Raw genomic sequence first — 13,438 nt, forward strand, 5'->3', positions numbered from 1 at the left:
TGCACATCGCAAGTTTGCTAGCGCCGGCACCCCAAGGGCGCAACCACCGCCACCTAGGAGACAAATCATGAAACGCTTCTCGTCCCGAGGCGCGTTCTGGACGGTCGCACTCATCCTGACCGTCACCTTGTGGTCCAGCGCTGCCGCTACGATCGTGTTCCCGGTGTACGCCGCGGAGTGGGGGCTGGCGACGTCCGTCACGACAGCGGTCTTTGCCGCCTACCCGGTGCTCCTCATCGCCACCCTGCTCATCTTCGGCAACGTCTCCGACGTCATTGGACGCCGGAACACACTGCTTGCGGGGCTGGTCTTCCTGCTCGGCGGCGCAGTGTCCTTCGCACTTGCAGCCGACACGTTCTGGCTGTTCGCGGGCCGCGCGCTGCAGGGAATCGGTGCGGGGCTCACCGCAGGAGCGGGAGCGGCTGCCCTCGTCGAGTTCAACCCGACAAAAAACCTCAAGGCACCCGGTTCGTTGAACACCATCACCCAGGGTGTCGGACTCTTCATCGCCACAATCCTCGGCGCGGTCCTCATCCGCTTCGCCCCGGACCCCCTTCACCTCAGCTACTGGCCGCTCACGCTGATGGTGCTCGTCAGCCTCGCCCTCGCGCTCTTCCTCCCGGCCCACACCCAGCCCGCCAGCACCGCGCGGAAGGCCTGGCGTCCGGCCGGCGTGCGCGTTCCCCGCCACCTGGCCGGGATCTATGCGGTTGCCGCCCTTTCCTCGGCGGTCGGCTTCGGTGAAGGATCCCTGTTCCTCTCGCTCGGCGCGCTCATCGCCCGTGATGTCACCGGCGCCTCGGACATCCTGGTCATCGGAGCGGTGCTGTCAGTCTCCTACGTCCTCGGCGTCGTCGGCGCGTACCTCGCCGGCAAAATCGACCCCACCACCTCGATTCTCCTTGGCAGCGCCTTGACCATCGTTATGGCGGTGCTCCTCGCCGCATCTGCCCAGTCCCAGTCCTTTACGCTGTTCATCGCCGCCTCGCTTGCCGGCGGCAGCGCCTATGGACTCGCGGGCGCGGGCGGCATTGGGCTTGCGGCGATGAACGCGCCGGCCCACCTCCGCGGCCAGATGCTCTCGGCAGTGCTTCTCGTCGCCTACCTGTTCCTCGGTGGCACGGCGCTTGGTGCAGGGCTCGCCTCGGCATCCGTCGGCCTTGATGGCGCGATACGAATCCTGGCCCCCATCCTCATCGGCCTGGCGGCTGCCTCCCTTGCCGCCGCGACCGCCCTGCGGATCCACCTCGCCCGCGCTTCACGCACACCGAAGGCGCACCCAGCTGCGCCGGCCGTGGCCTCCGGAGCCGAGGCGGGCTCCATCACCTGAGCCATCCTGTCGGTCGACACGGGCGATCCGGATTCCATCACCGCGGCCGTCCGCACCTCCGTTGACACCCCGATCGTCAACGCGGCGGGGATCACCGGGGCCGGGTCGCTGGGCATCTCGACGCAATGTACCGCAGCTCGTGCGCGGCTGGGCGCGGCTGGGCGCCGCTTCAGGGAGGACGGTTGGCCGGACTGGCGCCGGGAGGCACAGCGGCACAAGACCGACCGCTTCGACTAAAATGCTTGCAAGTTGCAAGTGAGAGGGTGGAAAAGTGGGATCGATCGACTGGAGAACCGGCCCGTGCTCCATCGGACGCGCTGCAAGCATCCTTGGAGACCGGTGGTCCCTGTTGATCCTGCGAAACGCCATCCTGGGCTACACGCGGTTCGATCAGTTCAAAAAGCAGCTGGGCATCGCGGACAACATCCTGTCCAACCGGCTGACCCGGCTGGTAGAGGACGGCATGCTCGTGCGGGAGGACTATGAGGACGGCGCCAGGACGAGGCAGCGATACCGGCTGACGCAGGCGGGAGCGGACTTTCGCCTTGTCCTGGAGAGCCTGGCGCACTGGGGCCAGTCCAACACCCGCTCCGAAGCGGCAACCGGGCCAATGAGGGTCCTCCATGCAGACTGCGGCACGGTCCTGACGGACGGGCAGTACTGCGCAACCTGCCAGTTGGCGCTCGAGACGCCCGACGTCGCCTGGGTCATGCCATGGCTTTCCGAGCAGCCGGTGCGCCTTGCCGCTCCGCTGCTCAGCAGTCGGGCCCGCTGAGTCCGCCCGCCCCAGCGATGGCCTTTCCACGGCCACAGGCAGCCACCGTCCGAACGTAACCGGCAAGCTCCTCCGAGCCTTCCGGACAGGCGGCTGGACCTGCGGCCGAACCGCTGTTAGTCGTCGAGGCGGAAACCGACCTTCATGGTGACCTGCCAGTCAGCGACATTTCCCTCGCTCAGGTGCCCACGTATCTCGGTGACCTCGAACCAGTCCAGATTGTGAAGCGTGGCCGATGCGCGGGTAATTGCATTTCGCACAGCGGCGTCGGTGCCGTCCGGCGAGGTTCCAACGATTTCGGTGATGCGATACGTGTGACCGGCCATTTGTCCTCCTGGAGAGAATTGCCGCCATCCAGCGGCGGCGCCATGCGGATGGCCGCAACCCTAATACGTCAAGCAGTCCGAGTCCATAGGCCCTGCGGCGCGCACTCACCGGGCCTTAACCGAAAAAAGGCCCTGCCTCAAAGCGAGGCGGGGCCTTTTCAGGCATCGGGAGATGCGTTGTGAGACGGTGATCCTTAGGCGGGGATCTGCAGAACGTCGCCGGTGAAGATCAGGTCGGCGTGGATGACCGTGTCGGCGTTTGCCGCGTACAGTGCTTCCCAGCCACCTGCAACGCCGAGCTTCGCGGCGATGGAGCTGAGCGTATCGCCCGACTGGATGACGTAGGTCTCGCCGCTGACTGCAGCAGCAACGACCGGTGCCTGGGCAACGGGTGCCTCGGCGACAGGTGCCTGGGCAACGGGTGCTTCAACAACGGGGGCCTCGACAACGGCTGCTTCGACGACGGGCACCTGGGCGACAGGAGCCTGCTGGACCGAAACGGGTGCCGGAGCAGGAACCGCTCCGCCGGTGCTCGCCGAGCTGTTCAGGCCGAGCTGCGAGGAGCAGGAGGGCCATGCGCCCCAGCCCTGACCCTCGAGAACGCGCTCGGCTACGGCAATCTGCTGCTCGCGGCTGGCATCGGCTGCGGAGCCGGATCCACCGTACGCGGCCCAGGTGGACGGGGAGAACTGGAGTCCTCCGGAGTAGCCGTTACCGGTGTTGATTCCCCAGTCTCCGCCACTTTCGCACTGGGCGAGGGCGTCCCAGTCGCTGGCGGGAGCGGCGTTCGCCGCACCAGCCGAAGCACCGAGGCCAAGGCCTGCGAGGGCGACGACGGCAAGGCCACGGCGCGCGTTAAGAGTCGTTTTTGAGTTCTTCATGAGGGTACGATGCTCCAAAAGGCCACCTGCACTCGTTCCGTCCCCGGACGTCTTTGTACCGCTGCTCACCTTGACTGAATAGAGGTCATGGTTCGGTATCCGCCTGACGAGCAGCATGCGGTGGAGGCGGTACCGGGCATATGCAGCCGCGCGGTTTGGAACCGGCAGCCTTTATCGATCCCCAGAGCGGGGAACACCCCTACGCTAGGCGAGAATTCGATCGTTGCCAAATCGAGATGAAACGGTAATTGACTTTTCGAAAAAACCGGAAAAAAACTGGAAGTCTGCCGCTCGGTCTGGAACACTTCGCCCGCGGTGGGCCCTTGACGGACCTCCGGCGGGGCTTCGAATCGGCCAAGAACGGCCGTTCGCGGGTGGCTCCGCCAGCTGGAATCAAGGGGGTTCCGCGCCTGCTTCGCGTCAGTGAAGCGCGTGCCCCGGTGTGGTTCCTGTAGAACGGGAGCATGGAAACTCCTACTGCCGCACTTACCTGTCAGGTGCCCCTCCGCTGGGGCGACATGGACGCCTACGGTCACATCAATAACGTTTCGGTGGTCCGGCTCCTCGAGGAGGCCCGCGTCGGGGTGTTCGGCCAGCCGGCAGGAACCGGCGCTGCCGGGCAGACCGCGCAGGTTGAGTTTTTCTCGGCGCTCGACGCCGATGTCCAGGCGCTCGTCGTCGAACACAGGGTCCGGTACACAGCCGCTCTTGAGTACCGCAACATTCCAGCGGTCGTCGACGTCTGGGTAAGCGAGGTGAAGCCCGCGAGCATCACGCTGTCCTACCTCGTCCGCGATCCCGTGAACGGGGAGGTCTGCGTGAAAGCGGCTACCGTTCTTGTCTTCGCCCGGGCTGCCACCGGCCAACTCGTGCGGCTCAGTGCTGACCAAAGGGATCTGTTGCGCACCCGCCTTGGGGCTCCTCTATTCGGCTGATGCTCCCGAATAAGGGTGCGGACACGCCGGAGGGCAGCAGCCGGGGTGCCGCCCCGGATGCTGCCCTCCAGTGTGTTCTCGTCCTACTGCTGGGCAGAGCCCGCCATGCTGGCCTGCTGCGTACCGAGGTAGCCATTGGGATCGAGGACGTACTTCGTCGCGGCTCCCGCGTCGAACTCCTCGTAACCCCGCGGGGCGTCGGTAAGCGGGATCGCCTTCGCGTTCACGGCCTTGGCGATGTTCACCTTGTCGTGGAGGATCGCCATCATGAGGCCCCTGTTGTACTTCATGACCGGACACTGCCCGGTGGTGAAGGACAGCGACTTGGCCCAGCCGGTGCCAAGGCTGAGTGACAGCGAGCCAACCTTGGCGGCCTCGTCGATGCCGCCCGGGTCGCCCGTGACGTAGAGCCCCGGGATGCCCAGCGCTCCGCCCGCGGCCGTGATGTCCATCAGCGAGTTGAGCACCGTCGCCGGCGCCTCCGTGCTTGACCCCGAACCATGGCCCCGGGCTTCGAAGCCCACGGCATCAACGCCGCAGTCGACCTCGGGCACGCCGAGCAGCTGCTCGATCTGGTCCTTCGGATCGCCCTTCGAGACATCGACTGTCTCACAGCCGAAGCTGCGGGCCCGCTCGAGGCGGTCGGCGTTCAGGTCGCCAACAATCACGACGGCGGCGCCGAGGAGCTGGGCCGACACTGCAGCGGCAAGCCCGACCGGACCAGCCCCTGCCACGTAGACAGTCGATCCGACGCCGACACCCGCCGACACGGCTCCATGGAATCCGGTGGGGAAGATGTCCGAGAGCATCGTCAGGTCGAGGATTTTCTCGAGCGCCTGATCCCGGTCCGGGAACTTCAGCACGTTCCAGTCCGCATAGGGCACCAGGACGTACTCCGCCTGGCCTCCCACCCAGCCGCCCATGTCCACGTATCCGTAGGCGCTTCCGGGGCGGTCGGGGTTGACGTTGAGGCAGATGCCGGTCTTCCGCTCCTTGCAGTTGCGGCAGCGGCCACAGGCGATGTTGAAGGGGACCGAAACGATGTCGCCCTCCTTGATGAATTCGACGTCGCGGCCCACCTCGACCACTTCGCCCGTGATCTCGTGCCCCAGGACCAAATTGGCCGGCGCGGTCGTGCGGCCCCGGACCATGTGCTGGTCCGAACCGCAGATATTGGTGGCTACGGTCTTGAGGATGACTCCGTGTTGCACCTGCCGCCCGACGTTTGCCGGATTGACCCCAGGGCCGTCCTTGAGCTCGAAGGTGGGGTAGTCGATGTCGATGACCTCGACCTCACCGGGAGCCTTGTAGGCAACAGCTTTGTTTCCAGGCATGGGTTTCCCTTTCAGTAACAGTCGGTCCGGTCCTCGTTGACCGGATCCTCCTCGCTGAGCTCCTCCATGCGCCCTTCCACTGCTCGGCCGTGAGGCGGAGCTCCGTCCGACCGTAGCGGATTGAAGGTTGCAAGGGCGTTGCAGGAAAGGGCAGGGTGGGAGCCATGACTGAGACTGTTTTGATCACCGGCGCCAGTGCCGGCCTCGGGGCCGAATTCGCGAAGCAGCTTGCAGCCCGCGGATCGAACCTCATCCTCGTTGCACGGGACGCGGCGCGCCTCGATGAGAGCGCAAAGGCACTTCGGGGCACCCACGGTGTTGAGGTGGAGACGCTTGCGGCGGACCTCCTGGACGACGGCGGCCGGGATCGGGTGATCGCCCGTCTTTCGGCATCCGAGGTTCCGGTGACGGCGTTGGTGAACAACGCGGGCTACGGATTGCAGAAGCCGTTCGCAGACAACACGCTCAACGACGAACTGCGCCACCTGAAAATCCACGTGGAGGTGCCCATCGCGCTGATGCACGCTGCTCTCCAGGGGATGCGGCGGCGGGGGAGCGGGCGCGTCATCAATGTTGCGAGCGTTGCCGGTTTTACCCCGCGGGACACCTACGGTGCGGCGAAAGCGGCGATGATCAGCTTCAGCCGGTGGGCCAACATCGCCTACCGGAAGGAGGGAATAGCCGTCACCGCGGTGTGCCCCGGGTTCGTCCACACCGAATTCCACGACCGCATGGGCGTTGACAAGGCCTCGGTTCCGCAGTGGATGTGGCTCGAACCAGGCCCGGTGGTTGCGGAGGCGCTGCGCGACGCGGGCGCGGGCAAGGCCGTATCAATCCCAAGCAAGCGGTACAAGGTGCTATCCGCTGTGGCACGCACCGCCCCTCCCTCCCTCGTTGCCGCGCTCGCCAACCGGGGCCGCTGAGCTGTGTAGTTGGAGTTAGGGATAGTTCGAGTCAGGGGTAGTCCGAGGAGCGGCGCCCATCGGACCGGTGATTCGGGAGCCGGTTCAACCCCGGCAGCCGGTTCACCCCCGGTCGTCCCAGGAGTCCTGGCCGGGTTCGCCCGCGGAATCCGCCGCGCCCTCAGGCCCGTGTTCTCCAGTAAAGCTCGGCGGAACCATTCCGCCGCCGGAAGTGCCCTGCTGCTCCCGGATGTTCGCCGAGTCGGCTCCGGACTGCCCTGCGTCGGGCTCAAGGGCCGAATCGCGCCGGTCCGCCGTCGGCTGCCCGCTTCCCGCGCCGCTGAGGTTGTCTTCCCCGTCCCCGTTCGCGGGGCCCTTCGCCGGCGCGTCGGCCTTCTCCGGGCGGACGGCTTCTGTTCCGTCGCCTGCTGCTCCAATGCCACTGCTCACAATTAGTCTTCCCTTCGTCGGGCCCGCGGTCGGTGGCCAGGCGGCGCTACGGGCCGAGGAACGCCGCGAGCTCCTGTTCAAGTATTGACGCCGGCTCCTTCAACCGGCACTCCCACACCACCATCACTTCCCATCCCATCTCATGCAGGAGGGCCAGCTGCGCGCTGTCCCGTTCAACAGTGCGGGCCCGTTTCTGAGCCCAGAACTCGGCATTCGTTGACGGTGCGCGCTGCCCGGCGCGGCAAGAATGGGAGTGCCAGAAGCACCCGTTGACGAAGATCACCTTGCGGCGGCTCGCAAAAACGAGGTCCGGCTTTCCCGGCAGGAGTGTCCCGGCGAACGAGCCGTGGAGCCTGTACCGGTAGCCCGCCCGGTGAAGCGCACGACGCACGGCAAGCTCCGGCCGAGTGTTCCTGCCCCGGATCCGGGACATGTTGAGGCTGCGCTGTTCGCGGCTGACGGTGTCGGCCATGCATCGATCCTAGGCTCCGCGGAGTGGGTGATCCACAATCCAGTAAGTATGCTTATGATTAAGCACCGCATTTGAGGAAAATGCCCCTTACAAGGAGGTAAGACGATGGCTGGTTATTTCAAACTGGTTGACGCCCATGATGACGGCTACCGAGTGAAGCTGACCGCCCCGGATGGTTCACTGGTTGCCGTTTCCGCTTTCTATGCGACGAAACAGGACGCAATTGCGGGAATTGAATTGATGCGCGAGATCGCTGGAACCGGACCGGTCGTCGACCAGAGCAGGGGCGACATTGAGGCTCCTGATGCGTTCCTGCGCGGTGTCTCCGCCTCCGCCGCACCGGGAACCGCCGCGGCGGGGAACGGCGCCTCGATCTAGCCCGCCGGGGAAGGCGGCCCCGCCTTCGGAGCCGTCGCAACCAAGGCCTACGCCCCCCGGCCGGCCCGTTCCGCCACGATACTCGCCTCGTGTGTACCAATGTATACAATGAGCGAAACCGGGTACTAGACTAGAGGCAAAACTCGTTTTCAAGCTAAGGAGCGAAGGTCATGACTGCCGCGGATTCATTTGGCTCAAAGGGCGTACTCGATGTCGCCGGTAAGTCGTACGAGATTTTTCGGCTGGATGCTGTTGAGGGTGCGGAGAAGCTCCCCTTCAGCCTCAAGGTACTGCTGGAGAACCTCCTGCGAACAGAGGACGGCGCGAACATCACCGCCGATCACGTCCGCGCTCTCGCCGGATGGAACCCGGACGCACAACCGGACACGGAGATCCAGTTCACGCCGGCCCGCGTCATCATGCAGGACTTCACCGGCGTTCCCTGCGTTGTCGACCTCGCCACGATGCGTGAAGCAGTGGCGGACCTCGGTGGCGACCCCAAGCGGGTGAACCCCCTGGCGCCGGCGGAGATGGTCATTGACCACTCCGTGCAGATCGACGTCTTCGGCAACGCCGGAGCGTTGGAGCGCAACATGGAAATCGAGTACGAGCGCAATGGTGAGCGCTATCAGTTCCTGCGCTGGGGCCAGACCGCGTTCGATGACTTCAAGGTTGTTCCCCCGGGCATGGGCATTGTGCACCAGGTGAACCTCGAATACCTGGCCCGCACCGTGATGACCCGCGAGGTCGAAAGCAACGGAACAACCGTGCTGCGGGCATACCCCGATACCTGCGTGGGAACCGATTCACACACCACGATGGTCAACGGCCTTGGCGTGCTCGGCTGGGGTGTCGGCGGGATCGAGGCCGAGGCCGCAATGCTCGGCCAGCCGGTGTCGATGCTGATCCCCCGGGTCGTGGGCTTCAAGCTGTCCGGCTCGATCCCGGCCGGGGCAACGGCCACCGACGTCGTGCTCACGATCACCGAGATGCTCCGCCAGCACGGCGTGGTCGGCAAGTTCGTCGAGTTCTACGGTGAAGGCGTTGCCGAGGTGCCGCTGGCCAACCGCGCAACGATCGGCAACATGAGCCCGGAGTTCGGCTCAACCGCGGCAATGTTCCCCATCGACGAGGTGACCCTCGACTACCTGCGCCTGACCGGGCGTCCCGCCGAGAACGTGGCGCTGGTTGAGGCCTACGCCAAGGAACAAGGGCTGTGGCACGACCCGTCGAAGGACATCCAGTTCTCCGAGTACCTCGAACTCGACCTCTCGACCGTCGTACCCTCGATCGCCGGTCCGAAGCGTCCGCAGGACCGTGTCGCGTTGACCGAGTCGAAGAGCCAGTTCCGTGAGGACCTGAGCCACTACTCGGACGACCCCCACCTTGCCGAATCACCGGCGGGAACCGTCGACGAAGCCTCGGAATTCAGCTTCCCGGCCTCCGATTCGCCGAGCTTCACCGCAGGGAGCACCCACGTAGACGAAAACGCCAAGCCGCGGGAAACCGTGCACGCCGGGGCGGACCAGGCAACACGGCCTTCCAAGAAGGTCAACGTCACTATGAAGGACGGGCGCGAGTTCGAACTCGACCACGGTGCGGTAAGTATCGCCTCGATCACCTCCTGCACCAACACCTCAAACCCCTCGGTCATGCTCGCCGCCGCCGTGCTGGCACGCAACGCCGTCGAGAAGGGCCTCACCTCGAAGCCGTGGGTGAAGACCTCGGTCGCACCGGGCTCGAAGGTCGTCACCGACTACTACGAGAAGTCGGGCCTCATCCCCTACCTTGAGAAGCTGGGCTTCTTCATCGTCGGATACGGCTGTGCCACCTGCATCGGCAACTCCGGTCCGCTTGAGGATGAGATCGCCAAGGCCATCCAGGACAACGACCTCGCCGTGACGGCCGTCCTCTCGGGCAACCGGAACTTCGAAGGCCGCATCAACCCGGACGTCAAGATGAACTACCTGGCCTCCCCGCCGCTGGTGGTCGCCTACGCCCTGGCCGGCACAATGGACTTCGACTTCGACAACCAGCCCCTGGGCCAGGACAGCGACGGCAACGACGTGTTCCTCAAGGACATCTGGCCCAACCCCGTCGAGGTGCAGTCCGTCATCGACTCCTCGATCAACGAGGAGATGTTCACCTCGAGCTACGGCACCATCTTCGAGGGCGACGAACGCTGGAAGTCCCTTCCGACGCCCGCCGGCGCAACGTTCGCATGGGATCCCGAGTCCACGTACGTGCGGAAGCCGCCATACTTCGAGGGAATGACCCTCGAGGCCGAGCCCGTGCAGAACATCGAGGGCGCCCGCGTCCTGCTCAAGCTCGGCGACTCGGTCACCACCGACCACATCAGCCCCGCCGGCTCCTTCAAGTCCGACACGCCCGCGGGCCGCTACCTCCTTGAGCACGGGGTCCAGCGCAAGGACTTCAACTCCTACGGCTCGCGCCGTGGCAACCACGAGGTGATGATCCGCGGCACGTTCGCGAACATCCGCATCAAGAACCAGCTGCTCGACGGCGTCGAAGGCGGCTTCACGCGCGACTTCAGCCAGCCCGACGCGCCGCAGGCGGCAGTGTACGACGCGGCGGAGAACTACCGGAAGGCAGGCATTCCGCTTGTCGTGCTGGCCGGTAAGGAATACGGCTCCGGGTCCTCCCGTGACTGGGCTGCGAAGGGAACCGCGCTGCTCGGGGTGCGTGCGGTGATCGCCGAAAGCTACGAGCGCATCCACCGCTCCAACCTGATCGGCATGGGTGTGCTGCCCCTGCAGTACCCGGAGGGGGCAACCGCCCAGAGCCTCGGCCTGACCGGCACTGAAACGTTCGCGGTCGAGGGCGTCACCGAGCTGAACGAGGGCAGGACGCCGCGCACGGTCAAGGTCACGGCAACTCCGGCCGACGGAGGACAGCCGATCACTTTCGACGCCGTCCTGCGCATCGACACTCCGGGTGAAGCCGACTACTACCGCAACGGCGGCATCCTGCAGTACGTGCTTCGTCAACTGGTGGGCTGACCCAGCACCGTGGCCGAGTCAATGGACGCGTCCACGCGGGTGGACGGTGAAGCCATCTTTCGGGTGCTTCGGGGGGAGATCCTCGCAGGGGTCCACCCCCCGGGCACCGCTTTGCGCGAAGTGGTGATTTCCGAACGCTTCGGTGTTTCCCGTACTCCTGTCCGGGAGGCGCTCAGCCGGTTGCAGCATGAGCGCCTCCTTGAGCGTGCGGCCCGCGGGCTCCAGGTTCCGCAGATCGACCCGCAGGAAGTCATCCAGATCTACGACCTGCGGGTCATGCTCGAGGAGGAAGCCGCCGGGCAGGCAGCGCTCAGCCGTGGAGCGGCGGAGCTGATGCGCCTTGAAGCGCTTCTTGAGCGTGACCGTGCCGCGAACGATCCCGATGACCGCACGAAGATCGCGTACAACCAGGAGTTCCATCTGGCGGTGTGGGCGGCAACCCACAATCCGGTGCTGACCGACCTGCTTGCACGGTTGTCCACCCACCTGATCCATACGCCGCGCTCAACGCTTTCGGTCGACAACCGCTGGCAGGAATCCCTCGACGAGCACGCCGCCCTGGTGTCGGCGGTGGCGGACCGCAGGGTCGACGACGCCCGACGGATCGCCCGCACCCACATGGAAACTGCGCGGACCCTGCGCCTGCGACTGCTGCGCACCACGGCAGCCGGGTAGCGCCGTGGAACTCCAATCCAGGCTGCTGCTCGACGTCGACACCGGAATCGACGACGCGATCGCCCTGCTCTACCTCCTGGCCGCGCCAGGGGTGCGGATCGAAGCGATCACCTGCACCGCGGGCAACGTCCCAGCCGCCCAGGTTGCCGCGAACAACCTTGCCCTGCTCGAGCTTGCCGGCGTCGACGGGGTGGAGGTCGCGATCGGCAGCGAAGTGCCCCTACAGGTACCGCTGGTGACCACTGAGGAAACCCACGGCGATTACGGCGTGGGCTACGCCGTCGTGCCGCCGGCCGCCGCCAGCGTCTCGGACAGGCACGCCGTCGAGGTGTGGGTCGAGGCGGCGCGGGCCAACCCGGGCCAGATCACGGGCCTGATCACCGGGCCGCTCACCAATTTCGCCCTGGCGCTGCGCGCCGAACCGGAACTTCCCTCGCTGCTGCGCGGGCTCGTCATCATGGGCGGGGCATTCAACTACCCCGGAAACACGACGCCGGTGGCCGAGTGGAATGTTTCGGTTGATCCGCACGCAGCGCGCGAAGTCTTCGCCGCCTACCGCGGGCTGCCGGCCGAGAAGCTGCCGATCGTCTGCGCGCTGGAATCAACCGAACGCATCGAATGCCTCCCCGAACATATCGACCGTCTCTCGCGCGCGGCAGGAGCCGGACCGGAGGTGCTCAGCGCCGAAGACGCCGAAGGGCTGCGCAGCTCCAATTCAAACCGGATGATCGCCTGGGTCTCGGATGCGCTGCGGTTCTACATGGAATTCCACCGCCGCTACGACCAGGGCTATCTCGCCCACCTCCACGACCTGTTCGCGGCGATGGTTGCCACCGGTGAAGCCTCCTTCAGCGCGCGCACCGCAACGGTCGACGTCGAAACCTCCTCCATCCTCACCCGGGGGCAGACGGTTGGGGATTTCGCCGGGTTCTGGAAGCAACCGCCGAATGCGCGCGTGGTGCGAACCAACAATCCCGAGGAATGCTTCGATCTGCTCGTCCGCCGCGTCGGGGCCCTCGCCAGGTCGCGGGGCTGAACGGGAGCCGCTGCGCGGGTACACTTACTAACTGCCCGCACTGCCGCGGGCCCGCGCCGAGGTGACATGAGGTGCACTCCCAAGCCTTTCCCGCGCTAATGAGGACTGCCATGAGTTCACCCCTGATCCTTCCCGCTTCGCGCGGCTCCTCCGCGCACCGCCGCCTCCTGACCGCCGCCGGAGCGGTGTTGATCGCCGCGACCTACCTCTACCTCGTGCTGGCCCAGCCCTCCGAGGTCGCCGGTGGCACCGGCAACGCCGCCGCCCTGATCTGCCTCCTGGGCTTCCTCGGCGGAGGAGCGCTCCTCGTTGCCGGAATCGTGCCGACGCTGAGCACCAACACCCTCGTGATCATGCCCCTTGGCATCGCGCTCAATATCGCGATCGGCCAGACCGCCGGAAGCCTTGGGCTGCAGATCTACCTCGACGCGATTGGAACGGTGCTCGTCGCCGTCCTGGCCGGACCAGCCGCGGGCGCCGCAACGGGGGCGCTCAGCAACGCCATCTGGGGGCTGTTCAATCCCCTTGCGCTTCCCTTCGCCGCAGGGGCGGCCCTGATCGGCCTGCTCGCCGGCCTCGCCGCGCAGTACGGGATGTTCCGGCGCGTCTACCTCGCGCCCCTGGCCGGTCTCGTCGTCGGGGCGATCGGCGGGCTTGTCGCAGCTCCCGTGGCCGCCTTCCTGTTTGGTGCCGCCGGAAGCGTGGGGACCAACGCCATCGTTGCTGCCTTCCGGGCGGTTGGCGATTCACTGCTCGTGGCGGCGACCAAGCAGGGGCTCACCTCCGACACCATCGACAAGCTGATCGTGTTCACGCTTGTCGCGCTCATCGTCTACTCCCTGCCGCGGCGGACCCGCAGCCAGTTCCCGTTCCTGCGCCGTCATGCCGTGCTCGCAGGCACGGCGCACGCCGGCCGGTAACGCC

Annotated in this window: 14 protein-coding genes; 9 read left to right on the forward strand and 5 right to left on the reverse strand. The window is 66.0% G+C overall.

The window, feature by feature from the left end:
- Positions 1–67: 67 nt before the first annotated feature.
- The gene (locus AC4D14_RS09240) at positions 68–1,330 is read left to right on the forward strand and encodes an MFS transporter (protein WP_490901699.1); all 1,263 of its coding nucleotides are present in this window, start codon (positions 68–70) and stop codon (positions 1,328–1,330) included.
- Positions 1,331–1,601: 271 nt separating this feature from the next.
- Positions 1,602–2,105: a winged helix-turn-helix transcriptional regulator gene (locus tag AC4D14_RS09245; protein ID WP_490901700.1), complete on the forward strand. Its 504-nt coding sequence runs from the start codon at positions 1,602–1,604 to the stop codon at positions 2,103–2,105.
- Positions 2,106–2,221: 116 nt separating this feature from the next.
- Here the strand turns inward: AC4D14_RS09245 and AC4D14_RS09250 are convergent, their stop codons facing one another.
- Positions 2,222–2,431, reverse strand: coding sequence for a dodecin (locus AC4D14_RS09250; protein ID WP_490901702.1), 210 nt, complete (start codon positions 2,429–2,431; stop codon positions 2,222–2,224).
- Positions 2,432–2,625: 194 nt separating this feature from the next.
- Positions 2,626–3,312 (reverse strand): transglycosylase family protein, encoded by a 687-nt coding sequence (locus tag AC4D14_RS09255; protein ID WP_490901703.1) that lies wholly within the window; start codon positions 3,310–3,312, stop codon positions 2,626–2,628.
- A 464-nt stretch (positions 3,313–3,776) separates the two neighbouring features.
- Here AC4D14_RS09255 and AC4D14_RS09260 point away from each other — a divergent pair, with 464 nt between their 5' ends.
- Positions 3,777–4,247 (forward strand): acyl-CoA thioesterase, encoded by a 471-nt coding sequence (locus tag AC4D14_RS09260; protein ID WP_490901704.1) that lies wholly within the window; start codon positions 3,777–3,779, stop codon positions 4,245–4,247.
- Positions 4,248–4,330: 83 nt separating this feature from the next.
- Here the strand turns inward: AC4D14_RS09260 and fdhA are convergent, their stop codons facing one another.
- A complete protein-coding gene (gene fdhA / locus AC4D14_RS09265; RefSeq protein WP_490901705.1) occupies positions 4,331–5,581 on the reverse strand; it encodes a formaldehyde dehydrogenase, glutathione-independent in 1,251 nt (416 codons plus the stop codon).
- 164 nt (positions 5,582–5,745) lie between these two features.
- On the opposite strand from fdhA, the gene AC4D14_RS09270 reads away from it, so the two are divergent.
- Complete coding sequence (locus tag AC4D14_RS09270) at positions 5,746–6,504, forward strand: SDR family NAD(P)-dependent oxidoreductase (RefSeq protein ID WP_490901707.1); 759 nt, start codon at positions 5,746–5,748, stop codon at positions 6,502–6,504.
- 102 nt (positions 6,505–6,606) lie between these two features.
- Here the strand turns inward: AC4D14_RS09270 and AC4D14_RS09275 are convergent, their stop codons facing one another.
- The gene (locus AC4D14_RS09275; RefSeq protein WP_490901709.1) at positions 6,607–6,933 is read right to left on the reverse strand and encodes a hypothetical protein; all 327 of its coding nucleotides are present in this window, start codon (positions 6,931–6,933) and stop codon (positions 6,607–6,609) included.
- A 46-nt stretch (positions 6,934–6,979) separates the two neighbouring features.
- Positions 6,980–7,405 (reverse strand): very short patch repair endonuclease, encoded by a 426-nt coding sequence (locus tag AC4D14_RS09280; protein WP_490901711.1) that lies wholly within the window; start codon positions 7,403–7,405, stop codon positions 6,980–6,982.
- A gap of 105 nt (positions 7,406–7,510) precedes the next feature.
- On the opposite strand from AC4D14_RS09280, the gene AC4D14_RS09285 reads away from it, so the two are divergent.
- The 5 genes from AC4D14_RS09285 to AC4D14_RS09305 all read left to right on the forward strand — a co-directional run bounded on the left by AC4D14_RS09285 (position 7,511) and on the right by AC4D14_RS09305 (position 13,434).
- Entirely contained in the window at positions 7,511–7,783 is a 273-nt protein-coding gene (locus tag AC4D14_RS09285) for a YegP family protein (protein ID WP_490901712.1), read from the forward strand.
- A gap of 170 nt (positions 7,784–7,953) precedes the next feature.
- Entirely contained in the window at positions 7,954–10,803 is a 2,850-nt protein-coding gene (locus AC4D14_RS09290) for an aconitate hydratase (RefSeq protein WP_490901713.1), read from the forward strand.
- A gap of 21 nt (positions 10,804–10,824) precedes the next feature.
- The gene (locus tag AC4D14_RS09295) at positions 10,825–11,478 is read left to right on the forward strand and encodes a GntR family transcriptional regulator (RefSeq protein ID WP_490901715.1); all 654 of its coding nucleotides are present in this window, start codon (positions 10,825–10,827) and stop codon (positions 11,476–11,478) included.
- A 4-nt stretch (positions 11,479–11,482) separates the two neighbouring features.
- On the forward strand, positions 11,483–12,514 hold the full coding sequence (locus AC4D14_RS09300; protein WP_490901717.1) for a nucleoside hydrolase: 1,032 nt from the start codon (positions 11,483–11,485) through the stop codon (positions 12,512–12,514).
- Between the two features lie 110 nt (positions 12,515–12,624).
- Positions 12,625–13,434 (forward strand): ECF transporter S component, encoded by an 810-nt coding sequence (locus AC4D14_RS09305; RefSeq protein WP_490901719.1) that lies wholly within the window; start codon positions 12,625–12,627, stop codon positions 13,432–13,434.
- Positions 13,435–13,438: the final 4 nt, after the last annotated feature.

The sequence above is a fragment of the Arthrobacter sp. TJ-254 genome, assembly GCF_058269175.1.

What these genes read in the sequence shown, in the direction of transcription:
- AC4D14_RS09240 (WP_490901699.1), top strand. Translation starts at nt 68, where the DNA reads ATGAAACGCTTCTCGTCCCGAGGCGCGTTCTGGACGGTCGCACTCATC.
- AC4D14_RS09250 (WP_490901702.1), bottom strand. Translation starts at nt 2,431, where the DNA reads ATGGCCGGTCACACGTATCGCATCACCGAAATCGTTGGAACCTCGCCG.
- AC4D14_RS09255 (WP_490901703.1), bottom strand. Translation starts at nt 3,312, where the DNA reads ATGAAGAACTCAAAAACGACTCTTAACGCGCGCCGTGGCCTTGCCGTC.
- AC4D14_RS09260 (WP_490901704.1), top strand. Translation starts at nt 3,777, where the DNA reads ATGGAAACTCCTACTGCCGCACTTACCTGTCAGGTGCCCCTCCGCTGG.
- fdhA (WP_490901705.1), bottom strand. Translation starts at nt 5,581, where the DNA reads ATGCCTGGAAACAAAGCTGTTGCCTACAAGGCTCCCGGTGAGGTCGAG.
- AC4D14_RS09270 (WP_490901707.1), top strand. Translation starts at nt 5,746, where the DNA reads ATGACTGAGACTGTTTTGATCACCGGCGCCAGTGCCGGCCTCGGGGCC.
- AC4D14_RS09280 (WP_490901711.1), bottom strand. Translation starts at nt 7,405, where the DNA reads ATGGCCGACACCGTCAGCCGCGAACAGCGCAGCCTCAACATGTCCCGG.
- AC4D14_RS09285 (WP_490901712.1), top strand. Translation starts at nt 7,511, where the DNA reads ATGGCTGGTTATTTCAAACTGGTTGACGCCCATGATGACGGCTACCGA.
- AC4D14_RS09290 (WP_490901713.1), top strand. Translation starts at nt 7,954, where the DNA reads ATGACTGCCGCGGATTCATTTGGCTCAAAGGGCGTACTCGATGTCGCC.
- AC4D14_RS09295 (WP_490901715.1), top strand. Translation starts at nt 10,825, where the DNA reads ATGGACGCGTCCACGCGGGTGGACGGTGAAGCCATCTTTCGGGTGCTT.
- AC4D14_RS09305 (WP_490901719.1), top strand. Translation starts at nt 12,625, where the DNA reads ATGAGTTCACCCCTGATCCTTCCCGCTTCGCGCGGCTCCTCCGCGCAC.